The organism is Mesorhizobium sp. M2A.F.Ca.ET.043.05.1.1 (assembly GCF_003952445.1).
Lineage (GTDB): Bacteria > Pseudomonadota > Alphaproteobacteria > Rhizobiales > Rhizobiaceae > Mesorhizobium.
The window spans coordinates 1,150,938-1,176,748 of the sequence record NZ_CP034446.1; the positions used below are offsets into that span (position 1 = coordinate 1,150,938).

At 63.1% G+C, this 25,811-nt stretch carries 25 protein-coding genes and 1 tRNA gene; 6 read left to right on the forward strand and 20 right to left on the reverse strand.

The window, feature by feature from the left end:
• Positions 1 to 113 precede the first annotated feature (113 nt).
• Positions 114 to 198: transfer RNA gene (locus EJ069_RS05440), tRNA-Leu, on the reverse strand.
• A 344-nt stretch (positions 199 to 542) separates the two neighbouring features.
• On the opposite strand from EJ069_RS05440, the gene tig reads away from it, so the two are divergent.
• The 3 genes from tig to EJ069_RS05455 all read left to right on the forward strand — a co-directional run bounded on the left by tig (position 543) and on the right by EJ069_RS05455 (position 3,538).
• Positions 543 to 2,030, forward strand: coding sequence for a trigger factor (gene tig / locus EJ069_RS05445; RefSeq protein WP_126060426.1), 1,488 nt, complete (start codon positions 543 to 545; stop codon positions 2,028 to 2,030).
• A gap of 188 nt (positions 2,031 to 2,218) precedes the next feature.
• Positions 2,219 to 2,782 (forward strand): hypothetical protein, encoded by a 564-nt coding sequence (locus EJ069_RS05450; protein ID WP_245456441.1) that lies wholly within the window; start codon positions 2,219 to 2,221, stop codon positions 2,780 to 2,782.
• 375 nt (positions 2,783 to 3,157) lie between these two features.
• Positions 3,158 to 3,538, forward strand: coding sequence for a cytochrome c family protein (locus EJ069_RS05455; RefSeq protein WP_126060427.1), 381 nt, complete (start codon positions 3,158 to 3,160; stop codon positions 3,536 to 3,538).
• Between the two features lie 22 nt (positions 3,539 to 3,560).
• Here the strand turns inward: EJ069_RS05455 and EJ069_RS05460 are convergent, their stop codons facing one another.
• From EJ069_RS05460 to map, 16 genes are all read right to left on the reverse strand, one after another.
• Positions 3,561 to 3,809 (reverse strand): hypothetical protein, encoded by a 249-nt coding sequence (locus tag EJ069_RS05460; RefSeq protein ID WP_126060428.1) that lies wholly within the window; start codon positions 3,807 to 3,809, stop codon positions 3,561 to 3,563.
• 26 nt (positions 3,810 to 3,835) lie between these two features.
• Positions 3,836 to 4,234: a cytochrome C oxidase subunit IV family protein gene (locus tag EJ069_RS05465; RefSeq protein ID WP_126060429.1), complete on the reverse strand. Its 399-nt coding sequence runs from the start codon at positions 4,232 to 4,234 to the stop codon at positions 3,836 to 3,838.
• A 7-nt stretch (positions 4,235 to 4,241) separates the two neighbouring features.
• Positions 4,242 to 4,964, reverse strand: a complete 723-nt coding sequence (locus EJ069_RS05470) for a heme-copper oxidase subunit III family protein (RefSeq protein WP_126060430.1) — start codon at positions 4,962 to 4,964, stop codon at positions 4,242 to 4,244.
• A 9-nt stretch (positions 4,965 to 4,973) separates the two neighbouring features.
• Positions 4,974 to 5,678, reverse strand: coding sequence for a cytochrome c oxidase subunit 3 (locus tag EJ069_RS05475; protein ID WP_126060431.1), 705 nt, complete (start codon positions 5,676 to 5,678; stop codon positions 4,974 to 4,976).
• Positions 5,675 to 7,444: a cytochrome c oxidase subunit I gene (gene ctaD / locus EJ069_RS05480; RefSeq protein WP_126060432.1), complete on the reverse strand. Its 1,770-nt coding sequence runs from the start codon at positions 7,442 to 7,444 to the stop codon at positions 5,675 to 5,677. The genes EJ069_RS05475 and ctaD overlap by 4 nt, the downstream gene beginning before the upstream one ends.
• 17 nt (positions 7,445 to 7,461) lie before the next feature.
• Positions 7,462 to 8,349 carry a cytochrome c oxidase subunit II gene (locus tag EJ069_RS05485; RefSeq protein WP_126060433.1) on the reverse strand — a complete coding sequence of 296 codons (888 nt, stop codon included), beginning with the start codon at positions 8,347 to 8,349 and terminating at the stop codon, positions 7,462 to 7,464.
• 214 nt (positions 8,350 to 8,563) lie between these two features.
• Positions 8,564 to 9,880, reverse strand: coding sequence for an ArgE/DapE family deacylase (locus tag EJ069_RS05490; protein WP_126060434.1), 1,317 nt, complete (start codon positions 9,878 to 9,880; stop codon positions 8,564 to 8,566).
• Positions 9,880 to 10,839 (reverse strand): ABC transporter permease, encoded by a 960-nt coding sequence (locus EJ069_RS05495; RefSeq protein WP_126060435.1) that lies wholly within the window; start codon positions 10,837 to 10,839, stop codon positions 9,880 to 9,882. The genes EJ069_RS05490 and EJ069_RS05495 overlap by 1 nt, the downstream gene beginning before the upstream one ends.
• Entirely contained in the window at positions 10,836 to 11,762 is a 927-nt protein-coding gene (locus EJ069_RS05500) for an ABC transporter permease (RefSeq protein WP_245456442.1), read from the reverse strand. Before EJ069_RS05500 ends, EJ069_RS05495 begins: the two co-directional genes overlap by 4 nt.
• Positions 11,763 to 11,829: 67 nt before the next feature.
• Positions 11,830 to 12,816, reverse strand: a complete 987-nt coding sequence (locus tag EJ069_RS05505; RefSeq protein WP_126060437.1) for an autoinducer 2 ABC transporter substrate-binding protein — start codon at positions 12,814 to 12,816, stop codon at positions 11,830 to 11,832.
• Positions 12,817 to 12,848: 32 nt separating this feature from the next.
• The gene (locus EJ069_RS05510; RefSeq protein ID WP_126060438.1) at positions 12,849 to 13,619 is read right to left on the reverse strand and encodes an ATP-binding cassette domain-containing protein; all 771 of its coding nucleotides are present in this window, start codon (positions 13,617 to 13,619) and stop codon (positions 12,849 to 12,851) included.
• Between the two features lie 27 nt (positions 13,620 to 13,646).
• Positions 13,647 to 14,423: a glutamine amidotransferase gene (locus EJ069_RS05515; protein ID WP_126060439.1), complete on the reverse strand. Its 777-nt coding sequence runs from the start codon at positions 14,421 to 14,423 to the stop codon at positions 13,647 to 13,649.
• 66 nt (positions 14,424 to 14,489) lie between these two features.
• Entirely contained in the window at positions 14,490 to 15,668 is a 1,179-nt protein-coding gene (locus EJ069_RS05520; protein ID WP_126060440.1) for a PfkB family carbohydrate kinase, read from the reverse strand.
• Positions 15,669 to 15,932: 264 nt separating this feature from the next.
• Entirely contained in the window at positions 15,933 to 16,685 is a 753-nt protein-coding gene (radC, locus tag EJ069_RS05525; protein ID WP_126060441.1) for a DNA repair protein RadC, read from the reverse strand.
• Between the two features lie 236 nt (positions 16,686 to 16,921).
• On the reverse strand, positions 16,922 to 17,608 hold the full coding sequence (locus EJ069_RS05530; protein WP_126060442.1) for an OmpW family protein: 687 nt from the start codon (positions 17,606 to 17,608) through the stop codon (positions 16,922 to 16,924).
• A 329-nt stretch (positions 17,609 to 17,937) separates the two neighbouring features.
• Positions 17,938 to 18,765 carry a type I methionyl aminopeptidase gene (map, locus tag EJ069_RS05535; RefSeq protein WP_126060443.1) on the reverse strand — a complete coding sequence of 276 codons (828 nt, stop codon included), beginning with the start codon at positions 18,763 to 18,765 and terminating at the stop codon, positions 17,938 to 17,940.
• Positions 18,766 to 18,935: 170 nt separating this feature from the next.
• On the opposite strand from map, the gene EJ069_RS05540 reads away from it, so the two are divergent.
• The 3 genes from EJ069_RS05540 (at position 18,936) to EJ069_RS05550 (ending at position 20,191) form a co-directional block, all read left to right on the forward strand.
• Positions 18,936 to 19,328 (forward strand): hypothetical protein, encoded by a 393-nt coding sequence (locus EJ069_RS05540; protein ID WP_126060444.1) that lies wholly within the window; start codon positions 18,936 to 18,938, stop codon positions 19,326 to 19,328.
• 113 nt (positions 19,329 to 19,441) lie between these two features.
• A complete protein-coding gene (locus tag EJ069_RS05545) occupies positions 19,442 to 19,678 on the forward strand; it encodes a hypothetical protein (protein WP_126060445.1) in 237 nt (78 codons plus the stop codon).
• 213 nt (positions 19,679 to 19,891) lie between these two features.
• Positions 19,892 to 20,191, forward strand: a complete 300-nt coding sequence (locus tag EJ069_RS05550) for a DUF982 domain-containing protein (RefSeq protein ID WP_126060446.1) — start codon at positions 19,892 to 19,894, stop codon at positions 20,189 to 20,191.
• A gap of 176 nt (positions 20,192 to 20,367) precedes the next feature.
• Here the strand turns inward: EJ069_RS05550 and EJ069_RS05555 are convergent, their stop codons facing one another.
• From EJ069_RS05555 to EJ069_RS05565, 3 genes are all read right to left on the reverse strand, one after another.
• Positions 20,368 to 21,054, reverse strand: a complete 687-nt coding sequence (locus tag EJ069_RS05555; RefSeq protein WP_126060447.1) for an aspartyl/asparaginyl beta-hydroxylase domain-containing protein — start codon at positions 21,052 to 21,054, stop codon at positions 20,368 to 20,370.
• Positions 21,055 to 21,161: 107 nt separating this feature from the next.
• The gene (locus tag EJ069_RS05560) at positions 21,162 to 22,655 is read right to left on the reverse strand and encodes an efflux transporter outer membrane subunit (protein ID WP_126060448.1); all 1,494 of its coding nucleotides are present in this window, start codon (positions 22,653 to 22,655) and stop codon (positions 21,162 to 21,164) included.
• An 11-nt stretch (positions 22,656 to 22,666) separates the two neighbouring features.
• A complete protein-coding gene (locus EJ069_RS05565; protein ID WP_126060449.1) occupies positions 22,667 to 25,810 on the reverse strand; it encodes an efflux RND transporter permease subunit in 3,144 nt (1,047 codons plus the stop codon).
• Between the last annotated feature and the right edge of the window lies 1 nt (position 25,811).

Here is a 25,811-nt window from a genome sequence, read left to right on the forward strand (position 1 = left end):
GTTTGATGACTGCATAGAGCAGAAGGCCTGGCGCCGGTCCTCCTCCACCAAGGCTTCGGAGAACGCCTTCGAGCCCCAGGTGGCCTGCCATCCGAAGTTCGAACAGCAAAGGATGGTGCGGATGAAGGGACTCGAACCCCCACGCCTTTCGGCACTGGAACCTAAATCCAGGGCGTCTACCAATTCCGCCACATCCGCTTGTCCCCGGCAATCCCATGTAGCCATCATTCTGTCAATGTCGGGGCTCAGATCATGCTTATCCGGCTAGGCGCGAAGATAGTTGAAAATTGGGCTGGCCTGTGACAAAAGGCGTGTCGAATGTGACGGAACGTGAACTTCCGCCTCTGCAAGATGTGAAAAGTTATAGTAAAAACAGAGACTTATTCGCATCTGGCAAGGCGTAGTTCAGGAGAGTTTGAACCGCGTTAGCGGTCAAATCGCCAGGTTCCGCACCAAAAGCCATTTCCGGCAACATCATACCGGCAGGCTGTAAACGGCTAGGACCGTTTGGCAGTCTCATTGTTGAAAACAAAGGTTCTAGGATGCAGGTCACCGAAACGCTCAACTCCGGTCTCAAGCGCGAGATCAAGATCACCGTGCCGGCCGGTGACATGGAAGCCAAGCTGATGGCGCGGCTGACCGATGCCCGCGACAAGGTGCGCATCAACGGCTTCCGCCCGGGCAAGGTGCCGGTGCAGCACCTGCGCAAGATGTACGGCAAGTCGTTCATGGCCGAGGTCGTCAACGAAATCCTCAACGACTCGACCCGTTCGATCATCACCGGCCGCGGCGAAAAGGCCGCCATGCAGCCCGAAGTGATCATGACGGAGGACGAGAAGGAGGCCGAGAAGATCCTGGCCGGCGGCACCGATTTCGAATTCAGCCTTAACTACGAGGTCATCCCGGCGATCGAGATCAAGGATTTCTCCGATATCAAGGTGACGCGTCAGGTCTATGACGTGCCGGAATCGGAAGTCGACGATCAGGTGAAGCGCGTTGCCGAATCGGCGCGCAGCTACGAGCCGAAGAGCGGCAAGGCCGCCGAGGGCGACCGCGTGAGCATCGACTATGTCGGCAAGATCGGCGGGGAGGCCTTCGCCGGCGGCGCCGGCACCGACCAGCCGCTGGTGCTCGGCTCCAAGGAGTTCATCCCGGGCTTCGAGGACCAGCTGATCGGCACCAAGGCCGGTGACGAGAAGCAGATCACCGTTACCTTCCCCGAGAACTACCAGGCGGCGCATCTGGCCGGCAAGGAAGCCACCTTCGACGTCACCGTCAAGGAAGTCTCGGCGCCCGGCGAGCTCGAAATCAATGATGAGACGGCCAAGAATCTCGGCCTGGAATCGCTTGAGCGCCTGCGCGAGATCGTGCGCGGCCAGCTCGAGAACCAGTTCGGCTCGATGACCCGCCAGAAGGTGAAGCGCCAGCTGCTCGATCAGCTCGACGCATCCTACTCGTTCGAGGCGCCCTCCAAGCTCGTCGAGGCCGAGTTCAACAACATCTGGGCTCAGGTCAATCGCGATCTCGAAGCTGCCGGCCGCACCTTCGCCGACGAAGAGACCACGGAAGAAGAAGCGCGCGCCGAATATATGCGTCTTGCCGAGCGCCGCGTGCGCCTCGGACTGGTGCTCGCCGAGATCGGCGAAAAGGCTGGTGTCACCGTGTCGGACGAGGAACTTCAGCGCGGCCTGTTCGAGCAGGTGCGCCGCTTCCCGGCCAACCAGCAGCAGGAAGCCTTCGAGTTCTATCGCAGCAATCCGGAAGCCATCAACGCGCTGCGCGCGCCGATGTTCGAGGAGAAGGTCGTCGATTATCTTCTCGGCCAGATCTCGGTGAACGACGTCAAGGTCGGCAAGGACGAGCTGATGGCCGACGACGAGGAAGCCGAAACCGCGACCAAGGCGAAGCCGGCCAAGAAGGCTTCGAAGAAGGCTGAAGCCAAGGCAGAGGCGGGCGAAGCCGCCGATGAGGCGGAAGAGCCGAAGAAGAAGGCCGCGCCGAAGAAGAAGGCTGCCAAGGAAGCCGAGTAACGGGTTTCAATACCGTGATCTAGAAAGGCCGCCTCCGGGCGGCCTTTTCATTACGGCCTGTGTCATTGTGGCGGCGCGGCAACACACGCAACTTGTCTTGATGGCCTGCCGCTGGCGATACCAACCGTTGAAGATTATCTGTTTTCGATGGCGTTCGCGGGGTCAGAGGCATTTGTGAGGCTGGGTTCATGGTAAGAGGCTTAGTCGTTGCCGCGACGCTCTTGTTGGCGACGATGGGCGGGAGCGTTCGCGCCGAGCCGGATGTCCCGGCTCTCCTCTTGGCGGCGGCTGAAGGAGGTGCCCGGACCGAGCCGGATCTCGGCAATTGGCGCGTCGACACCGGCAGCGACGCCCAGATAACGGCCTCGCTGCATGCCATCAACAAGCTCATCACAGGGGGCGGAGCGCTGGGCTACAGCCCGGTGCTGACCTTGGCTTGCCGGCGCGATGGCGAACCACGCTGGAGCGAATGGCTACAGCTCAAGGATCCGGTCTCCGCCAGCCGCAAGATCACCATCTCCGTCATTGTCGACGGCGGCAAGACCGATGAAAGCTGGTCGGTCGGCCCGCGCGGCAGAACGCTGGTCAGGGACGGAGACGACGGCATCAAGCGCCTGGTTTCAGCGAGCCGGCTGACGCTGTCATGGCGCTTCGGCCTTCTGTCGGGGCGCGGCGAGGCCGATTTCGAACTTGCAGGTCTCTCCAAAGCGATCGGCCAGATCGCCGCAAGCTGCAAAACCGATCCACCTTGACCCCCGCCGCTTAAATTGGAACTGCCTTCCAGTTCGCTAGCCGTTATCACGCACCGAACAGCTGCCGATGATGTCGAGCATCGCATTGTGCGGGCCTAAAGCGCGTCGCGTTCTTTCAGATTCGCTCCATGCGCTTTAGGTTTTGATTTTACGCATGTCTTATCCCGAAGACCGATTCTCACTTTCGGGAGACATGCTTTAAGCCTCGGTGAAAGCTGGCCTTTTTCTATCCATTTCGACGATTCTGTGGTATGTAGGTGCCGCAATTCCACTGCAGAAACCCCGGATCCTCCGCTCTAATGCGTGCGCACGCAAGCGGGCCGGTGTGGCGCCGATCGTTGCGACGCAAAACGAGACCATCAGGGAGGAAATGCGATGCGTATAATCGCGCTTTTCATCGTCTTGTCCGCTACCACCATCCTCGCAAGCCCATCGCAGGCGCAAGATGCTGCCGCGGGCGAGAAGGTCTTCACCAAATGCAAGGTCTGCCACGTTGCCGACCAGGACCAGAACAGGATCGGTCCGTCTCTGCACGGCGTCATGGGGCGTGTTGCCGGAACGCATCCCAACTTCACTTATTCCGCGGCCATGATCGCGGCTGGAAAATCCGGCGTCAAATGGGACGAGCCGACCCTGACGACCTACCTTCACGCCCCCCAGGCGATGGTCAAGGGCACGAAGATGACATTTCCCGGCCTCAAGGATGACAAGGACATAGCCAACGTCATCGCCTACCTGAAGCAGTTCTCCAAATAGGCTGCCCTTCCGGGCACAATCGCTAGTCGTCCTGCAATTGCGCTGTTGAAATGTCGCGCCCGCATGCCGCTATGCCGGCAGCGCGAAGAACCCCAACAGCAGCAGAACGACTATGCCAAGGCCGAGTATGACCAGCGTTCGCGTGTCCATCACGTTCACCTTCGACCGGGCGGATGACCCGAAAATCGGGATCGATTTCGAAACGGATCATAGGCCCAGCAAAGCGGTACAGCGCGCTGTGCGCGCCCAAAAAGAGCGCGCGATGCGGCAAGAGAACATCTCCTGGCTTTTACGCAATCAGGGGCCAGGTCCGAAAAACGCGATACGGGTCAGCAGCGTATAGTCGGCTTCGAAAACCATCATAGTCACGAAGACCAGCACCAATATCGGCGGCAGGATGATCGCATACATCATCGCCAGCCGCTCCCAGGCCATGTGCATGAAGACGGCGACGATCAATCCCGCCTTGAGCATCATGAAGATCAGGATCAGCGACCATCTGAGATAGCCGTGGATGCCGAAATAGTCGACCAGGTAGGAGCATGTGCTGAGGATGAACAGCCAGGCCCAGACCACCAGGTAGAGCTTGATCGGGTGCTCCTGGTGGGTGTCGGTGGTGGTGACGGCCGCCGCATCATGCGCATGGTCGGCGTGCAGTGCGTGTTGTCCGAGACCGTTTGCGGTTGCTTCAGCCATATCTGCCTCACCAAAGATAGAAGAAGGCGAAGATGAACACCCAGACCAGGTCGACGAAGTGCCAGTAGAGACCCATGATCTCGACATTCTCGTAACGACCCCGGCGGCTGGTGAAGAATCCGGGCCGCCCGATGTCGAAATCGCCACGCCAGACTTTTCGCGCCACGATGATCAGGAAGATCACGCCGATCGTGACATGGGTGCCGTGAAAGCCGGTGATCATGAAGAAGCATGAGCCGAATTGCGCGGCCCCCCAGGGGTTGCCCCATGGCCGCACCCCCTCGGTGATCAGCTTGGTCCATTCGAAGGCCTGCATGCCGACGAATGTCGCGCCAAGCGCCGCGGTCAAAAGCATCAGGATCGCGGTTTTGCGGCGATCGCGGCGGTAGCCGAAATTGACAGCCATCGCCATGGTGCCGCTGCTCGAGATCAGCACGAAGGTCATGATGGCGATCAGGATCAGCGGGATCTCCGAGCCGCCGATGCGCAGGGCAAAGACCTCGCTTGGATTGGGCCACGGCACGCGCGTGGACATGCGCGCGGTCATATAGGAGAGCAGGAAGCAGCCGAAGATGAATGTGTCGCTGAGCAGGAAGATCCACATCATGGCCTTGCCCCAGGACACGTTCTTGAACGCCCGCTGGTCCGAGGCCCAATCGGCGGCGATGCCGCGCCAACCGGCGGGCCTGGCCTCAATCTGGCCGCTATGCGTCATGGTCGTGTCAGCCATTGCGGTCTCCTAGGTCAGCAGCCGTTGGCAGATGTCGATGAAGGTCGCGGCCCAACCCGCCAGCAGGGCGAAGATGCAGAGCCATACGAAAAGCAGGAAATGCCAGTACATGGCGCAGAGCTCGACGCTGAGCCGAAGCCGCTCTGGCTGCGCTCCATTCCAGGCGCCTATACTCGTCCTCCCAAGTCCGACCAGGCCACCGAGTATGTGCAGGCCATGCATGCCGGTGATCAGATAGAAGAAGCTGTTGGCTGGGTTGGACGCGAGCAGATAGCCGTCCCCGGTCAGCTGCCGCCACGCCATCAATTGACCGACGAGGAAGGCAAACGTCGTGAACCCAGCCGTGGCAAGGCCCAGCCGGACGTTGTCGATCTGGCCCTTGCGCGCGGCGACCACGGCACATTGCAGCGCGACGCTGCTCAGCGCCAGCACGCCGGTGTTGAGCCAGAGCAGGCGCGGCAGCGGCAGCGGCTGCCAGTCGGCCAGGCCCATGCGCATGAAATAGGCGCTGGTGAACAGCGAAAACAGGCAGCCGACGACGGCGAGGAAGACGCCGAGGCCGATCTTGGCGGTGGGCAGGGCCGACCGGTCGAAACCGACGAAATCCCCGGCCAGGCCTTGCTCCAGCCAGGGCTTGGCCGTCAGCCGCTGGTGCGAAAGCCACCATCCGGCAAAGCCGGCGATCACCAGCAGAAAGACCAGGATGACGCTCATGCCGGCTCCCTCGATGGTGCGAAGTCGCCCGGCACGTTCTGCGGGATGAAGTCCTCCTTGGCTCCCGGCACGCTGTAGTCATAGGCCCAGCGATAGACGATCGGCAGTTCCTTGCCGAAATTGCCGTGCGCCGGCGGCGTCTCAGGCGTTTGCCATTCGAGCGTCGTCGCTCGCCAGGGGTTGCCGCCGGCCTCGCGGCCATGGCGGATGCTCCAGATCAGGTTGAACAGGAACACCATCTGGGCGAAGCCGACGATGAAGGCCATGATCGAGATGAACGAGTTCAGATGACGAGCTGATTCCGTCATTATGGTCATGTCGGTGAGCTCGGCGTAGCGCCGTGGAACACCCATCAGGCCGAGATAATGCATGGGAAAGAAGATCAGGTAGGCGCCGACGAAGGTCACCCAGAAATGGAAGCGGCCGAGCGACTCGTCCAGCATCCGTCCGGTGACCTTCGGGTACCAGTGATAGATCGCGCCGAAGATCACCAGGATCGGCGCGACGCCCATGACCATGTGGAAATGGGCGACGACGAACATGGTGTCCGACAGCGGCACGTCGACGACGACATTGCCGAGGAATAGTCCGGTCAAGCCGCCATTGACGAAGGTGACGATGAAGGCGAGCGCGAAAAGCATCGGTATGGTCAGATGTATGTCGCCGCGCCACAGCGTCAGCACCCAGTTATAGACCTTGATCGCCGTCGGCACCGCAATGATCAGGGTGGTGGTCGCGAAGAAGAAGCCGAAATAGGGGTTCATGCCGCTGACATACATGTGGTGCGCCCAGACAACGAAGCTCAGGGCGCCGATGGCGATGATCGCCCAAACCATCATGCGGTAGCCGAAGATGTTCTTGCGCGCATGCGTGCTGATCAGGTCGGACACGATGCCGAAGGCCGGCAGGGCGACGATGTAGACTTCCGGATGGCCGAAGAACCAGAACAGGTGCTGGAACAGGATCGGGCTGCCGCCATTGTGCTGCAGCTGCTCGCCCATCTCGACAATCGCCGGCATGAAGAATGAGGTGCCGAGAACGCGGTCAAGCAGCATCATCACACAAGCGACAAACAGGGCCGGGAAGGCGAGCAGCGCCATGACGGTGGCGGTGAAGATGCCCCAGACGGTAAGCGGCAGGCGCATCAAGGTCATGCCGCGCGTGCGGCCCTGCAGCACCGTCACCACATAGTTGAGGCCGCCCATGGTGAAGCCGACGATGAACAGGATGAGCGAAGAGAGCATCAGGATGATGCCCCAGTCCTGCCCGCCCGGCGTGCCGGACATGATCGCCTGCGGCGGATAGAGCGTCCAGCCGGCCCCGGTCGGTCCACCCGGCGCAAAGAAACTCGATACCAGAACGAGCACGGCGAGCAGATAGACCCAGTAGCTCAGCATGTTGACATAGGGAAAGACCATGTCACGAGCGCCGACCATCAGCGGGATGAGGTAGTTGCCGAAGCCGCCGAGGAAAAGCGCGGTGAGCAGGTAGATCACCATGATCATGCCGTGCATGGTGATGAACTGGTAGTAGGCCTCCGGCGTGATGAAGTCGAACGTGCCGGGAAAGCCAAGCTGCAGGCGCATCAGCCAGGACAGAACCAGCGCCACCAGGCCGATCGCGGTTGCCGTCGCCGAGTACTGGACCGCTATAACCTTCGCATCCTGCGAGAAGACATATTTCGTCCACCAGCTGTGCGGATGGTAGAGTTCGACCTCCCCAATTTCGGCGGGCGGAACGGCATCTGCGGGTGTGACGTCGACCATTGGAGCACCTCCGTGCCCTATTGTGCGGACCTCGAAAGTTTCGAGTCTGCCGCGACGCCCAGATTGGACGCCATTATCTTTCCTGGCGGCTGCTTCGCCGAACCCGATTGTTGGGGCGCCGACAATTGCGCGAAGGTCTGCTGCTGGCCGAGCCAAGCCAGATAATCCTGCTCGGTGTCGACCACGACCACGCCATGCATCAGCGGGTGCCCTTGGCCGCATAGCTCGGCGCACAGGACCTGGAAGGTACCGGTCCGGGTCGGGGTGAACCAGAAATAGGTCACCGAGCCTGGGATCATGTCCATCTTGGCGCGGAATTCCGGGATATAGAAATCGTGCAGCACGTCGATCGAACGCAGCAGCACCTTGACCGGCTTACCGACCGGCAGATGAAGATCGGCGGCTTGGACCAGGACATCATCCTGGCCGTTCGGATCCTTGGGGGCGACGCCCAACGGATTGTCAGCGGTGACATCCCGGGTGTCGGAAGTGCCGAGCTTGCCGTCCTTGCCCGGCAAACGGAAGCTCCACTGCCATTGCTGGGCGACCACCTCGATTGCGGTCGCATCGCCTGGCACCGTGACGAAGCGGCTCCAGACGAACAGGCCGGGAACCAGCAAAGCGGTGACGCCGAACGCGGTGACGATCATCAGCCACGATTCAAGGCGCTTGTTCTCGGGTTCGTATGCCGCGCGATTGCCTTCCCGATGCCGGAAGCGGAAGACGCAATAAGCCATGAACAGGACGACAGCGGCAAAGACGATGCCGGTGATCCAGAAGCTGATGATGATGGTGTTGTCGATATAGTCCCAGTTGGAGGCAATGGGCGTCCACCACCATGGGCTCAGGAGGTGGAACAACACCGAGCCCACGACGATCAAAACGAGTACAAGCACAACGGCCATGTCCCGTTCCTCCCGGCATTCCAAACGCGCGAAGCGTCCCGAAATGCCAAGCGCATCATGCTCGTTTTCCGGTTGAAATTCCAGAGCCGACTATCTGATTGGCAAAATGTTGCTCTCTACGCCCGGCTTTCGGGGCGCAAGGCGGCGGCTGCCAGATGGCCGGAACGCCATGCCAGCGCGATCGCTACGTCTCTGGATCGTGCTTCAGCTTGCTCTAGCGGCACCATTTCTCCACGGCAATCGCAATTGCCTTCGTGCAATCGACGAGGTCGCGCACCGAAACGCGCTCATTGGGCTGATGCGCCTGCGCCGGGTCGCCGGGACCGAAATTGACGGTCGGCGTGTTGCCGAGGCCTGTCGGCAGGCCGATGTCGCTATGCGCGCCGAAGCCGCTCAGCACCGGCGACAGATTGGCGTCCTTCACGGCTTCCTGAAAGACACTGACGAACGGATTGTCGGAGGGGATTTCGGCGCAGTCGGCATCGAGTATCCATTCGACGCGGGCAGGGTGCAGGCGCAGATAAGGGTCCGCCTGGCAGACATTGGCGATATGCTCTTCGATCTCGCGCTTGACATTGCCGCCCAGCCTGAATTCGTCATGCTCGCTCGGCAGGTACTGCGCGTCGATGATGATCTCGCCGCGGCCAGCCATGGAGGAGGGGTGCTCGCCGGCATTGATCTGGGTGACGATGATCTGGTTGGGCAGGTCCATCAACGGGTGGTTCTTCCTGGGATCGAACATCCAGCGCCGGTTGAGGATATCAATGCCGTCGAGGATCTGCCGGCAGAGCTGCACGGCATCAACCGGGCCGCTCGAGTACCAGGCGTTCGGCGTCAGCTCGGCATGGCCGCCGATGCCGTCGATGATGATCCTGCCCCAGAGTATACCGTGGCAGAGCGGTGCGATCTTGTTCGCCGTCGGCTCGGTCATGATGCCGGCGTCGGCGTGAAAGCCGCGATCGACCATGGCCAGCGACCCCATGCCGCCGATCTCCTCGTCGACGACGGTGGTGAAGACGATGTCTCCGGAAAGACTGACGCCGAGCCCCTTCAGGATCTCGACCGCCATCAGCATGCAGGCAACGCCGCCCTTCATGTCGACGGTGCCGCGCCCATGCAGAAAACCGTCCTTCAGCACGGGCTGGAACGGATCGGTTGCCCAGTGTCCGGCTGCGCCTGGCGGCACGACGTCGATATGACCGGTCAGCATGATCGAGCGGCCGCCGCCCGTGCCCTTCAGCACGCCGCCCAGATTGGGCCGGCCCTCGAAAGTCCTGCCCTTGTTGGCGCCGGCGCGTCCCTTGTATTTTTCATAGAGCGCCGGGCCGTCCGGATCCCACAGATCGGTGGTGAAGCCGAGCGCCTCCAGGCGCTTCTGCAGATAGAGCTGGCAGTCGCGTTCGCCCGGGCCGGCCTCCTTCGGATTGGATTTCACGATCGAGGGGAAGGCGACGAGATCGCTCAGCGTCTCTACGATGCGATCGGCCGCTGCCTCGACGCGCGCGGCGATGGTCTCTTCCATGGAAGGCATTAGGATCTCCAACGTTGGGAAAGCCGGTCGGCAAGAAGGACAAACACCAGAAGGGCGCCGACGATCCCCACTTGCCAGACCGTGTTGATGTTCAATTGCAGCAGGCCGGTCTTGAGGGTGACCAGGAGCAGCACGGCCGCGAACACGCCGCCGACGCCGCCGCGCCCGCCGGTGATGGCGATGCCGCCAAGCATCGCCGCGGTCAGCGATTCCAGCTCGAGGTTCTGGCCGATATTGGGCCTGCCGCTGCCGAGCCAGGCGAGCGAAACCAGGCCGGCGGCGCCGGCGAGCGCGCCGCTCAGGGCGTAGAGGATGAAGCGCATGCGATCGACGGGAATGCCGACCAGCCTGGCCGAGCGTTCGTTGAAGCCCATCGCATAGATCCAGCGCCCCCAGGCCGTCGCCATCAGCGCAACGCCGGCCAGCGCGAAGCAGGGGATGGCCAGGGTGAGGAAGGGCACGGGAATGCCGGCGACGACACCGCGTCCCCACACAAGCAGCCATCCGGGCACGCCCGACTGCGCCGCGCCGCCGGTGACGGCAAGCGCCACGCCGGAATAGACGAAGAAGGTGCCGAGCGTCGCGATGAAGGGCAGCAGCGCCAGGCCGTTCACCAGCAATCCGTTGAGGGCGCCGAGCGCTGCGCCGGCCAGGATGCAGACGGCCGGCACCAGGACCGGCGGCAAGCCCAGTTTGAGCGACAGCATCGCGATGACGGCGGAGAGCGAAACCGCGCCGCCGACCGACAGGTCTATGCCTGTGCCGCCGGCCAGGATGACCATCCCCTGTCCGAGGCCGACCAGCGCCAGGATGGTCGAGAACTGAAGAATGGTGGTTACGGTGCCGAGATTGAAGACGGAAGGCTTGAGCGCCAGCAGGCCGACAATCACGATCAGCCACAGCGCGCACAGCAAAGCCAGGGTCAGGGCCGGGCCCTGCAGGTCCCGAAGCGTTCTCATGCGCGGGCCCGCTGGAACCGGGTAAGAGGAAGGCGATTGGAGACCGCTTCGAAGCCGAGCACGCCGATGATCAGCACGCCGGTGACGACTGGCTGCCAAAGCGAGGGGACACCGATCAAAAGCAGGCCGTTCTGGAGGATTCTGAGCAGGAGCACGCCAAGCACCGTGCCGAGCAGGCTGCAGCGGCCGCCCAATATGCTCGTGCCGCCGAGAATGACCGCTGCGATGGCATCCAGCGCCGAGGTGCTGCCGATCGACATTTCAACGTTGCGGTAGGTGGCGACATAGAAGGTGGCGGCAATGCCGGTCAGGACGCCGCTGATGACAAAGGTCACGAAGCGGACCTTGATCACCGGTATTCCCGAAAGCCGCGCCTTTTCTTCCGAATTGCCGATCGCCAGCAGATGCAAGCCATAGGGCGTTCGCCGCAGTGCCAGCCAGACAATCAGATAGGCAACGGCAATCACCAGGGCCGGCACGGGGATGCCGAGCACGGTGGCTGCCAACAGATCGGTGAGGCTCGAGGGCAGGCCGGAAAGCCATTGCCCGCCAAGCAGGACAAACACGGCGGTGCGGTAGACGCCGAGCAGGCCAAGCGTTCCGACGATGGCCGGAACGCGGCCCAGGACGACGACGGCGGCCGTCACGCAGCCCAGCAGCGCACCGACGAGCGGGCCCGCGACAAGCGCCACGAGCGGACTGCCATCGGCGCCAAGTATACGGCCGATGGCGATGGCCGCGAGGCCCATGACGATGCCGATCGAGACATCGATGCCGCCCATGGCGAGCAGCAAGGTCATGCCGAGGCCGATCAGCAGCAGTTCGACGCTGTTGCGCAGCACGGTGACCGCGTTGCCCGGGGTCGCGTAATGCGGCGATGCGACAGAGAAGATGACGACCGCCAGCAAACAGGCGACAAGCAAAGACCACTCCCGCCCGTTCATGGAGAAGACACCGGTTCCAGATTGCCGCACCGCGCTCACGTCAGGCTCAGAAGTTGAACTTGTCGACATTGTCCTTGGTGAAGACGGCCGGCGGCCCGAGCAGCAGGATGCCCTTGGCGGCATCATAGGTGGCGGGCTTGTCGAGGCCGGCAATCTTGTTCTCGGCCTCGAAGCTCTTGCCGTCGATAAGCTGCTTGCCGGCCCAGACCGTCAGGTAGCCGAGCTGTTCAGGGTCCCACAGCACGGTGAAGCCGAAGGCGCCGCTCTTCAGATAGGAGCGGGCGGTGTTCGGGCTGCAGTAACCGGTCCCGATAACCGAGCCGATCTTGCCTGCCGTCTCGATGGCCTGGGCTACGCCCGGGCAGGTCGAGGACGCAACGGCGATAATGGCCTTGATGTCGGGATTGGCGGCCATAAGGTCGCCAGAGATCTGCGCGGCGCGCTCGGCCGTGCCGCCGGCGAATTGTGGGGCGAGCAGCTTCAGCTTGGGATATTTGGCGGCGGCTTCCTTCTGCATGAAGCCGATCCAGGCGTTGAGGTTGGACGCGGTCGCCTCACCGGAGACGATGCCGATCGTGGCGTCCTCGCCGACGCGCTTGACCAGTTCGTCGATGATCGTGGTGCCGAGACCCTCGTCCGTCGCCTGCGCCACATAGACCGCGCGGCCGCTGTCGGGCGCATCGCTGTCGCTGGTGAACAATTTGATGCCCTTGGCCTTGGCGCTCTCCACCACCGGGGCGATGCTCGAAGCATCGAGAACGGATACCGAGACCGCTTCGACGCCCTGGTCGATCAGGTTCTGCACGATCTGCAGCTGGTCGACCGGGTTGGTGTCGACCGGGCCGGAATAGACGAAATCGACGCCCAGATCCTTGGCGGCACGGTTGCCACCGGCCTCCATGGCGTTGAAATAGGGGATGCCGATAAGCTGCGGGACGAAGGCGACCTTATGCTTGTCTGCCGCATGCGCCGCCGTCGCGGCGACAAACGACAGCGCGGAGACCGCGAGCACTTTCCTGAGTTGTGAAAGCATTGTGTGTGATCCTCTCTGGAATGACGTGCGTTTCAGTTTGTTTTTTCGAGCGCCCGCACGTCGGGATGGGCGCCTGTTATGAGTGAAACGACTTCCTCGTGATTGGTCTCCGCGGCCAGGCGTTCGGCCACCTTGCGGCCACGCCGGAACACCACGATCCGGTCGGCAACCTCGAAGACTTCGGAAATGTTGTGGCTGATCAGCACGACGGCGCAGCCGCGGCCGGCAAGGCGCCGCGTCAGCGCCAGCACCTTGCGTGTCTCGGCGACGGCAAGGGCGGCAGTCGGCTCATCCATGATGACCAGCCGGGCGTTGAGATTGAGGGCCCGGCAGATGGCGACGGCTTGGCGCTGGCCGCCCGACAGGCTGCCGACCGGAGCCTCGGGATCGGAGATATTGGCGTCGAGCTCCTGCAGAAGGCCGTCGACGCGCTGGCGCATCTCGGCTCGTTTCAGAAAAGGGATGCCAAAAATGGAGCGTTTCAATTCGCGGCCGAGGAAGACGTTCTCGGCGATCGAAAGGTTCTCCGAAAGCGCCAGTTCCTGGAAGATTGTCGCGATTCCGGACGCTGCGGCATCCTTGGGCGAAGCGAACGCGACCGCTTTGCCTTCAATGAGAAGCTCGCCGTCGCTCGGCGGATGAGCGCCGGCCAAGATCTTGATGAAAGTCGACTTGCCAGCGCCGTTGTCGCCGAGCAGCGCCAGCACTTCGCCGGGCCGGATTTCCAGGTCGACATCGGCAAGGGCGGTCAGCGCGCCGAAGCGCTTGGCGATGTTCCTGGCAACGAGAAAGGGTGCCGTCATGACGGTTGCTCCGGCATCGTGGATAGGCTAGGCGGCCTTGCTGACCCAGCGCAGCACATTGGTCCAAAGCCGCGCATAGCCTGGCCATTCGACGAAGCTGTTTGGCAGCCAGTGCGGGCCGATGTCCGACGTCCAGACCAGGGTGCGCCCCTCGCCATGGCGCCCGGTGACCAACAGCGGATGGCCGCCCTGATCCTGCGGCAGCCGCGCCAGGATCTCGACATCGTCGCGGTCTCGGGCAATGACCTCGTTGGCGCCTAGCAGGATCGGCCATTCGCCCTCGATGCCGGCAAGTATCTGGTGATCCCTGGCGCCGGTGATTTGAGGCCGAAAGCCCTCGGGGATTTCGAGCCGGTCGTCATAGGGAAGACAGGTCACCGGCAGCGCGTCCTCGACGGCCGTGCGGTGCCAGCGGGCCTTGCCGTCGATGCCCTGGAAGCTGAAATAGCCGCCGATCATGACCAGGCCGCCACCGCCTCGCGTCCAGTCGCGCAGCAGCTTGAGCCGGTTGGGGACGGTCTTGCCGTGCAGCCAGACATCGGGATGCAGCAAAAGCGAGTTCGCGCCTATATCGGAGAGCACGATCGCCTTGTATTGCGACAGGCCTTCCATGGTGAAAGGCAGCTTTTCGACCGCCTCGTGGGCCGGCATGTATTCAAGATCGAACTCGCTGTCCTTCAAGGCGTTGACCAGGGGCGTGGCGCCAAGATGGAAGGTGACGCTGCCGAACTGGTCGAAGCCCTTGTAGTGGGTGGCGGAACTCATCCAGCTCTCGCCGACCAGAAGGAATTTTGTTTTCGCCATGACCCATGTTCTCCCGATATTGCCTGTTGGTCGCCTGCCAGCCGCCTGGGCCGGTAATCCATTGATCTAGCTGGCCATCACGTCGCTCGCGGCAGCGGTGGCCTTCAGTGTCGCGAAGTCGGCGATGTAGCCTTGCGCGCCTTCGACCGTCGTCGTCAGGCTGGCGCCGACCGCGGCGTAGCGGGCAGCGGTTTCCAGCGACGTGCCATGCAGCCAGAGGCTGAGGAAGATGCCGGCGAAGCTGTCGCCGGCGCCGGTCGCGTCCACCCGGTTGACGGGCAGTGCCGGCACCTCGATCTGCGGGCCGCCGGTCGCCGGAAAGACCACCGCGCCGAACTCGCCGAGGGTGAGCACGACCGTGCCGCGCGGCTTGATGCGCGACAGCATGAGGCGAACCTCTTCGATCATAGTCGCCATGCGCGTGCGCAACCCGTAAATCTCCCTGATCATCACATCATTGATGAAGGTCAGGTCGATCTGCCCGACCATCTGCGCGAAGATTTCAGGCGTGCGCGCGCTCCTGGGCAGGCCGGCAGAATGCAGGCTTACCTTCCAGCCAGCCTGGTGGAAGCGAGCTATGGATGCCGTCATCGTCTCGTAATGGAAGCCTTCGATGTGAAGGCAGGCAGGTCGCTTTTCGGGTTGGATGTCGAGGTTGGCGGTGAGGTCGACTTCGCCCAGCTCGAAAGGCTCGCTGATGATGGTGCGGCTGCCGTTGCGCTCGATGATGACGATCGCTTGCGAGAGCCGGTTGTTGGGGGTGCTGCGGATGGGCAAGGCGTGCACGCCCAGCTTGGAAAGCTCTCCCAGCGCCCAGTCGCTCTCAGCGTCCTCGCCGACCGCCGTCGCCAGCTCCACGTCAAGCGCATAAGGCGCTCCGACGCCGGCCGCGGCAACCGCGAGATTGGCGGCGGGGCCGCCGAGCGCCTTGTCGATATGGCTGGCCGTGATCCGGTCATCGCGATGCGGCAGCACCTCGACGCGGCAGAGGAAGTCGACGCTCACCCGCCCAGCGACCAAAAGCCTGGGCAGATGATCGAGATTTTTCGGCCGCTGCGGAGCGCGGCCGGGCAAGGAGCGCGCAAACGAGCTCGGCCGGTACATCAGGGCGGCGATCGCCTTCTCTATGCGGTCCCGCGTGCCTTCCTTGAGGCCGGCCGTCCCATTGATGAAGTTCGAGACCGTGCCGATGGAGACACCGGCGGTTCGTGCGACATCCGCAATGGTCGGGCGTTTGCGTTGCAAGGGCGCGGTCCGATTGAAGCGTTTCAAAGCTAGCAGCGGATATGCGGAGCCTCAACGGAATTATCTTCTAAAGAAGCTGTCGCGCTCTTCCCTGGATAGAAGATTGATCCACGCCGGAGCCGTCGCGGGGATTATTCTTTGCGCAATTGAACGATTTTCAAATCCAGCCTATTTGCGCGTTGTCCCGCAGGCCGCGCCAGTCATTGGCAGGCGCATGGTCGATCTGCGGTAGCCGGCCAGCCCGTGGCAATCTCCAGCAGCCGATCAGATCAGCAGCAGTCCTTTCATCGAGGCGTTGCCCTTGCGGCCGATGATGATGTGGTCGTGCACGGCGATGCCGAGCGGTTTGGCCGTGTCGATGATCTGCTTGGTCATCTCGATGTCGGCGCGGGACGGTGTGGGATCGCCCGAAGGGTGGTTGTGCACCAGGATGACGGCGCTGGCGGAGAGCTCGAGCGCGCGCTTCACCACCTCGCGCGGATAGACGGGTGTGTGGTCGACGGTGCCGGTCTGCTGCACCTCGTCGGCGATCAGCCCGTTCTTCTTGTCGAGGAACAGGATGCGGAACTGCTCGCGAGTCTCGAAGGCCATGGCAGAGCGGCAATAGTCGAGCAGTTGCGCCCAGTTGGACAGCACCTCGCGACCGCGCACCTCGCCACGCGCCATGCGCTGCGCCGTCGCGGCGATGACTTTGAGGTCGACAGCAACCGTCGGCCCGATGCCTTTGACTTCCTCGAGCAGCGAGGGCGGCGCGCCGAGCACTTCGGCCAGCGAGCCGAAGCGGGCGATCAGCGCCTTGGCGATCGGCTTCGTGTCGACGCGCGGGATCAGCCGGAACAGCAGCAGCTCGAGCAGTTCATAATCGGGCAGGGCGTCTGGCCCGCCGGCGACGAACCGTTCGCGCAGACGATCGCGATGGCCGTGATAGTGCGGCTTTTCGATCGGTGCGGCCTTGGTGGGCCGCCGGACGGGCAGCTCCGCGAAAAATCCCCGCTCGTCGTCGCTGGTTTCCCCCATGGTCGCCCGCCCTTGGCCGGAAAGGCCCGGCAGAAGGAAACTGTAAGCCGACGGGTCGGACGCAGTCGAGTTTTTTCGGCGCGAGCACGAAAATCCCTGCATCGGCCCCGTCATGGTGGGCGCATGCTCCACCGGCGATCATTTGGAGGGGCCCGCATTCGAGGTGCGAGAAGGGTGCAACACGGCACCCTCCTCATGGCCAGTCAAAGTCGGCAACCGGCTTCTGTCCTGCCTTGTCAAAAGCGGTAGGTGACGCCCGTGCCAATCAGCCAGGGGTTGAGCTTGGCCTTGCCAGTCAAGTTCGTGCCGCCGACCGTGACGTCGAATTTCGGCTCCAGAAAGAGCTTCTTGACGTCGAAATTGACGCCCCAATGCTGATCCAGCATGTAATCGAACCCGACCTGCAGAGCGCCGCCGAACGTGTTCTTGACATGGAGGGCGTCAGCGCTGCCGGCATCCTGATTGTAGAAGATCGTGTAGTTCACGCCGGCGCCGACATAGGGCTTGAAGGCGCCGAAATCGGTAAAGTGGTATTGCAGCGTGAGTGTCGGCGGGAGCACCCAGACCTTGCCGACCTTGCCCAACCCGCTGATCGTCCCCTCGCCGTATATATTGGCGTAGGTGGTGCCGAGAATGAGTTCGGCGGCGACGTTGTCGGTGAAGTAGTAGGAAATGTCCAATTCCGGCGTCACGGTATCCGAATAGGAAAGATCGGAGCCGGGGATTCCGTTGACGTTGCCCTTGTCGTCCGTGACCACTCCCAAGGCGCGCAGGCGAATCTGCCAGGGACCCGATGCTGCTACAGGCGGCTCGTTCTGTGTCACGGATTGTATGTCCGCCGCGGTGGCCTGCTGCATCCCTGCCACGACAAGCGCTGCGGCAACCGCGATCCCCCGCCACTGCCCAACCCAGTTTCTCACCATAATATCTCTCCATGAATTCGAATGTGGTGCGCTGCAGCAATGACAGCCGTGGAGAGATGCTCGGTTGATCCAGGTCAACGGTCGGATGAAGTAATTGGAGCAGCGTTCAATCCGACGTCGCCTGTAACAAAAATGCTACATGACGATCATGGCGGGTCCGCTGTCCGGAACGACTCGAAGGAAGGGCCCCTAACGGGGCTATGATGCGGCAGGTCGCCCCGGCCGCTCTTTGTCGCGCGCCAGAGGCCTTTCGCAACTCCAAGGGGCCACGGGTTCGGTTCTCGGGGACGAACGTCAAGCGAGCGCCTAAAGCGCCGGCGGCAAGAAACCTAGGCTGGCAGGCCGGGACGGTCGAGCTTTTTCGGCGACAGCGTGAAGATCTCGCAGCCGATGTCGGTGACGCCGATCGTGTGCTCGTACTGCGCCGACAGCGAGCGGTCGCGCGTGACCGCCGTCCAGCCGTCCGACAGCACCTTCACATGCGGGCGGCCGAGATTGATCATCGGCTCGACGGTGAAGATCATGCCCGGCCGCATCTCGACGCCTTCATTGACGGTGCCGTAATGCAGGATGTTCGGCGCGTCGTGAAAAAGCTGACCGACGCCGTGGCCGCAGAAATCGCGCACCACCGAGCAGCGCTCGGCCTCGGCGTAAGTCTGGATCGCGGCGCCGATGGCGCCGGTGCGGGCGCCGGGCTTGATCGCGGCGATGCCGCGCATCAGGCATTCATAGGTCACCTCGAGCAGGCGCTCGGCGGCGCGCTTGATGGTGCCCACCGGATACATGCGCGAGGAATCGCCGTGCCAGCCGTCCAGGATATAGGTGACGTCGATGTTGACGATGTCGCCATCCTTCAGCGGCTTGTTGTCGGGAATGCCGTGGCAGACGACATGGTTGATCGAGGTGCAGGATGATTTGGTGTAGCCGCGATAATTGAGCGTCGCCGGCAATGCGCCGTGGTCCATGCCGAATTCGAAGACGAAGCGGTCGATCGCTTCCGTCGTCACGCCTGGCTTGACCATCGGCACCAGCTCGTCGAGGCAGCGCGCGGTAAGATCGCAGGCCTTGCGCATGCCGGCAAAACCTTCCTCGCCATAGAGGCGGATCTGGCCGGTGTTTCGAAGGGGGGCCGTGGAGGCGTCGAGATAGGTAACCATTTTTGTCCGTTTGCCGGCGTTGGCTCCAAAGGGAGCCGAGTGCCAAGATCTGCCCCAGATTTGGCACCGGAAGCCGCAAGGTTCAAGGACGAAGTGCGAGCGCGCCGTCCATTGCGGCTTTCCTTCCGCCATTCCATAGGTTAGGGCCGACCAGAAATCCGGAGATAGCCTTGACGGCGCCTGAACGCGAAAGATCGAAGCTGCTGCCGGCCAGGACCGCTTTTGCCGGCCTGGTGGCGCTGCTGATGCTCGCGCTGCTGGGCTTCGCCCAGTCCGGAATCTCCGCGTCGGCGGTCTCGCTCCAGGGTGGCTCCAGCATCAGCGCCGCCCGGCAGGGTGACACGATCGCGCTCAGGACCCCCAGCAAGACGCAGGCGCTCGAGGTTCGGGCCAGCCGGCCGCTGCCTGTAAAGCTTGTCGGCGGCAATCCCGGCGCGCTGGCGCCTGCAGCCGATCTTCTGGTTATCGGCCAGGCGTTGCCAGCCGAAATGGGCGTCACGCCCGCGGCGGGAACTGCAACGCCGTCACGCACCAACCAGCCACGCGCGCCACCCGCCGCATAAAGCCGCTGGCCGCCGAGCGCGGCATCCAAATCAAAACACGTCTTCGCGTCGCGACCCGACGACGGCCGCCGGCCGTCCGCCGGTTGCGTGCGCTTCAATACGGATTTTCTTCAATGCAACGCATCAAGACATTCAAGACACTTACCCGCGCGGCCGCCGCGGCCTGCTTCCTGGCGGTTCAGGCGGTGATTTGCATCGGCACGGTCTACTGGGCCGTTGCCGCCACGCTTCGCATGGAAGGAACGGCGGCCATCGTGCTCGGCGCACTCTTCGCAGTGCCGTCCGCCTATCTGCTGACGGTGGTTACCCGCATGGCCTATGACGCGGAGACCGATCCGGCCAATCAGTAGCGCCGACGATGTGTAACAAGAGCAAGGGCAGGGCGGTGTGGGTAGTGTCGCCCTGTCACATAGCCTGCGCGGATTGGCCGGGCGCGCCGCCTGACGCATCCGTGAACCGATTGTTGACCGCACTGAGGTCACATTCCTGAGTCAGAAGGCCGCAAAAGCAACTTTTCACATCGAGCGGCGTTGCTGGGGCTGCGCCCGTTCGGGAGACAGGGAATGGACAGACTGCAATTCGAGGTGCCGGTGCGCATCACGCCCGCGCCCGGCCTGCCGGTCGAGGAGATCTACAGTGTCGAGCAGGCGCTCGATTTCCTGCAGGACTGGCCGAAGCGCAGGCAGGGCAAGATCTACGAAGCCGCCTTCAATGCCTGCTTCGGGGCGACGGTCGATGTGGCCAGCACCGAGGAAGCCTGCCGGGCGTTCGCAACCTTCTGCCGCGTCAGCGGATTGCTGGCGAGGGACGCGATGTTTCCCGGCAAGCGCAGGGCAGCGACGCATCGCGAGGCACGCGCCTGAGTCTCTATTTCGTCCAGGTCTTTCCCTGAAGATCGCGTCGTCGGCGACATGCATTAGGGCGTTTCACCGTTTCACGGAAACGGCGAAACGCCCTACCCCTTTGTTGCTACGCAATTCCGGACGGAAAACCGCTCACACTTTTCCTGGAATTGCTCCAGGCGTCGATCGCAGCTGGTTCAGCCGCCGAACGACACGCCCCGATAGCGCATTCCCACCTGCACGCCGCGCACGATCACGCGCGACAGGATTTCCATATCCAGCGGCATTTGCGGACGCCACACGTCGAGCAGAAGAGCGACGCGCGGCTGATCCGAGTTGTTCATGACTTCGTGCTCGAACGTGTCGTCCCACAGCATGCATTCGCCGTCGGCGATGCGCCTTTCCTCATGGTTGATCATCATGATCGTTGCCGGGCGGCCGTCCGGCTGTTTGGGGATGGCGAGGCCGAGGTGAAAGCGCATGATGCCGCGGAATGGTCCGCGGTGCGGCGGGATGTGCTTGCGCGGGGCGAGGAAGGACACGGCAGCCGACTTGACCTCGGGGCATTCGGTGAGCAGCCGGCTCAGAACCGGCATGCGCGCGAGATTCTCCGGCACTGTCATGTCGTAGGCCTTGAGCACGAACATGCGCCAGTCGAGCCCGTCATTGGCCGAGATATCGGCCTGCTCCGGCATGATGTCATGAAAACGCGGCGCCTTGTTCAGCTTTGCTGCGAGCGCTTCATCGCGGATGTCCTGCCAGGCGGCGGCGAACTTAGCCGCATTGGGAAAATGCGTGCCGGCATCAAGAATGGCCGGCGCATCTATGCGCTTTTCATAGATACGGCGAACCAGATTGGTTCCGAGATCGTAGGCGGCTGTCATCTCATTACCTCAACGAGGCTGTTATACAGTGGGATATTGTTTGCAACCATGGCTCACGGAGATTTGTTCGGGTCGTCAACAGGCGGATAGACATCGTGCACCTGGTCTCACTGGGTCTTCGATGCCAGCCGCGGACCGGTGTGGACATCGATGATTTCGGGCCTGCCTGTATCGATCGCGCCGTTCCAGCCGCCGCCAAGCGCCTTGTTCAAGGCTATGTAATCGGTGGCGATCGAGACGCGGCTTTGCAGGACGGAATCGTCGGCGGAATAGGCTGAGCGTTCGGCGTCGAGCACGTCGAGAAGGCTGGTCTCGCCAGCCTTGTAGAGCGTTCCTTCAAGCCGCGCGGCATCGCCGTAGGACTTTGCGGAGGAGGCGAGTTTGCCGTTCCTGATGCGCTCCTGCGACAGCGAAACGGTGGCGTTTTCCACATCTTCCAGCGCCGTCAGCACGGCGGTCTTGTAGGCGACGAAATACTGGTCGCGCTGGGCCTTGGCGACGTCGACGGCCGCCTGCAACTGGCCGCCATTGAACAACGGCACGCTGAGCGTCGGACCGAAGGACCAGCCGATGGTGGAGTTCTTGCCGAGATCGCCGAGCTTGAGGGATGTGGTGCTGATGTCGCCGGTCAGGCTGACGCTCGGATAGCGCGCCGCCTCGGCCTGGCCGATCTTGGCGGTGGACTGCGCATACTGCCGCTCGGCCATGCGCACGTCCGGACGGGTGAGCAGGATGTCGGCCGGGATGCCGGTCGGGATCGGCAGGCGAGGCGCTGGGATCGGCGTTGCGTGCCTCAAGCGCTCGTTGAGGGCCGCTGGCGGCCGCCCGGTCAGCACGGAAAGGCGATGCACGGCCTCGGCATAGCTGGCCTCCAGGCTCGGAACGCCGGCTTCCGTGCCGCTGGCCTGTCCTTCCGCCTTGGCTACGTCCGCCGCGGTCGCCGAGCCGGCCAAGGCCATCGTGCGGGTGAGCTGGGCGGTTTGCCGCTGCGATGCGGCAGAGCGCCGGGCAAGCGCTATGCGGGCCTGGTAGCCGCGTGCCTGGACATAGTTGGAGGCGACATCGCCGACCAAGGTCAGTAAGGTCGAGCGCAGGCTTTCCTCGGAAGCGTCCAAGTCGTAGCTGGCGGCCTCGACGCTGCGGCGGTTGGCGCCGAAGAGGTCGAGTTCCCAGCTGGCATCGAAGCCTGCCTGATACTGGTCATAGGTTGTGCCGGTTGCCGTGCCCGAGCTGGTTGCCGTGGACCTATTGCGGGTGGCCGAGGCCGAACCGTTGGCGGATGGGAGGAACGTGCCCACCGACTGCCGGTAGCTTGCCCGCGCCTCGCGGATCTTGGCCTCGGCGGTGGCGACATCGAGATTGCCGGCCACCGCCTCCTCGACGAGCGCGTTCAACTCGGGATCGCGCAGGCGCTGCCACCATTGCGACAGTTGCGCCGGCTTGGCCGGCCTTGCCGCCTTCTGCCCGCTCCACCTCGCCGGCATCGCCAGCAGTGGCTTCTGGTAATCCGGACCGACCACGCATCCCGAGAGCAGGGCCGCGGCAAACGCGGGCAAAAAGAACCCCTTCGCGGTCGCGAGACCGCGTTCAAAACCTGGCATGGAAAAAACCTCTATTCTTGAGTGGCTGTGGCTGGGGTCCCGCCTGAATTCTCGTTGGCTGCCTTGCCCTTGAAGATGCGGCGCACCGTGACGAAGAGTAGCGGCACCAGGAAGACGCCGATCACGGTCGCCGCGATCATGCCGCCCATAACACCGATGCCGACCGAGTTCTGCGCGCCCGAGCCCGCGCCGCTGGCGATCGCCAGAGGCGTGACGCCGAGGATGAAGGCCAGCGATGTCATCAGGATCGGCCGCAGGCGTTGCCGCGCCGCTTCGAGCGTTGCCTCGACCAGCCCCATGCCGGCAGACTGCCGCTCGATGGCGAACTCGACGATGAGGATGGCGTTCTTGGCCGCCAGACCGATCGTGGTGAGCAGGCCGACCTTGAAATAGACGTCATTGGTCTGGCCGAAGAGGGTGGCCGCCGCCAGCGCGCCGAAGATGCCGATCGGCACCGACAGCATCACCGCGAACGGGATCGACCAGCTTTCGTAAAGCGCGGCAAGGCACAGGAACACGACCAGCGCCGAAATCGCGTAGAGGGACATCGCCTGGTTGCCGGAAAGCCTCTCCTGGTGCGACAGGCCGGTCCATTCATGCGAATATCCGGCGGGTAGTTGCGCGACCAATTTGTCGATCTCGTCCATCGCCGCGCCGGAGCTTTGGCCTGCGGCCGCGGCGCCCTGGATCTCGACCGCCGCCGAGCCGTTGTAGCGTTCGAGGCGGGGCGAACCGTAGGTCCAGTGGCTGGAGGCGAAGGCCGAGAACGGCACCATGGCGCCGCCGGAGTTGCGGACCTGCCATTTGTCGAGATCTTCCGGCTGCATGCGGAAATCTGCGCCCGACTGCAGATAGACCGGCTTCACTCGTCCGCGATCGATGAAGTCGTTGACGTAATCGCTGCCCCAGGCGGTCGACAGCGTGTTGTTGATGTCGGCGAGGCTGATGCCGAGCGCGCTGGCCTTTTCCTGGTCGATATCGATCGAGAATTGCGGCTGGTCCTCCTGGCCGTTGGGGCGCGTGTTGGCAAGTAGCTTGCTCTTTGCAGCCAGGCCCAGAAGCTGGTTGCGCGTCTGGATCAGCGCGTCGTGGCCGGCGCCGTTGACGTCCTGAAGGTAGAAATCGAAGCCGTTGGTGTTGCCGAAACCCTGGATGGCGGGTGGGGCTAGCGCGAAGACCTGGGCATCCCTGATCTTGGAGAAGGCGCCCATGGCACGGCCGGCGACCGCAGACACGGACAGAGCCTTGGTCTTGCGCTGGTCGAAATCCTTCATCCGCACGAAGGCGATGCCGACATTCTGCCCGGCGCCGCCGAAGCCGAAGCCGGAAGCCGTGAACACGCCTTCGACCGCGTCCTTCTCTTCATTGAGATAGTGGTTGGTCACCTCGGCCAGCACGCGCTCGGTGCGGTCCTGCGTCGCGCCGACCGGCAGTGAAGCGCTGGTGATCAGGATGCCCTGGTCCTCATCCGGCAGGAACGAGCTCGGCAGCCGGGCGAACATCCAGCCCATGGCGATGACGATGGCGAGGAACACGGCGAGGAAGCGCCAGGAACGCTTGATGATGCCGTGCGAGCCGTCGCGGTAGGCGATGGTGCCGCGATCGAACATGCGGTTGAACCAGCCGAACGGACCCCTTTGCGTCGCATGGTCCTTGGCCGGGCGCAGGATGGTGGCGCAGAGCGCCGGCGTCAGCACCAGTGCCACCAGCACCGAGAGCACCATCGCCGAGACGATGGTGACGGAGAATTGCCGGTAGATGATGCCCGTGGAGCCGCCGAAGAAGGCCATCGGCACGAACGCGGCCGACAGCACGGTGGCGATGCCGATCAGCGCGCCGGTGATCTCGTTCATCGATTTGCGCGTCGCCTCCTTCGGCGGCAGGCCTTCCTCCTGCATGACGCGCTCGACATTCTCGACCACGACGATGGCGTCGTCGACCAACAGGCCGATGGCGAGCACCATGGCGAACATGGTGAGCGTGTTGATCGAGTAGCCGAAGAAGGAGAGCACGCCGAATGTGCCGAGCAGCACCACCGGCACGGCGATCGTCGGGATGATGGTGGCGCGCAGATTCTGCAGGAAAAGCAGCATCACCAAAAAAACCAGCACGATCGCTTCGGCGAGCGTCTTCACCACTTCCTCGATCGATAGCCGCACGAAGGGCGAGGTGTCGTATGGGTAGACGACCTCGACGCCTTGCGGGAAGGTCGAGCTCAGACGATTGATCGTCGTGCGCACCGCTTCCGCCGTGTTGATCGCGTTGGCGCCGGTCGCCAGGCTGACGGCGACGCCGGCGGCCGGCTTGCCGTTGTAATGGGCTTGGGTGGTGTAGCTTTCGGCGCCGATCTCGACCTTGGCGACATCGTTCAGCCGCACCAGCGAGCCGTCGGTATTGCTCTTCAGGATGATGTTGCGGAACTGCTCGGCGGTCTGCAGCCGGCTCTTCGCCGTGACCGTGGCGTTGAGCTGCTGGCCCTTGCGCGCCGGCAACCCGCCGAGCTGGCCGGCCGAGACCTGCGTGTTCTGCGCCTCGACGGCCGTGGCGACATCGCTCGGCATCAGCGCGTATTGCGCTAGTTTGTCCGGGTCGAGCCAGATACGCATGGCATAGCCGGAGCCGAAGAGCTGCGTCGAGCCGACACCTTCGACGCGCTTCAGCGTGTCGTTGATGGTTGAGTCGACATAGTCCGCGAGGTCGGTCGAGTTCATCTTGCCGTCACTGGAGACGAAGCCGATGACCATCAGGAAGCCGGTCGAGGATTTGGAGACGGTGATGCCGTTGTTCTGGACGACCTGCGGCAGCTGCGACTGCACGAGCTGCAGCTTGTTCTGCGTCTGCACCTGGGCGGTGTCCGCGTTGGCGCCGCTGGTGAAGGTCAGCGTGATCGAGGCCTGTCCGGTCGAGGTCGACGTCGCCGTCATGTAATCGAGGTTGTCGATGCCGGTCATGCCCTGCTCGATGACCTTGGTCACCGAGTTCTCGACGGTCTGAGCGTCGGCGCCGGGATAGCTGGCGCTGATGTTGACCGTGGTTGGAGCGATCTGCGGGTATTGCGAGATCGGCAGCGACTGCAGCGCCAAGAGGCCGCCCAGCATGATCACGATGGCGATCACCCAGGCGAAGATCGGCCGGTTGATGAAGAATCCCGACATC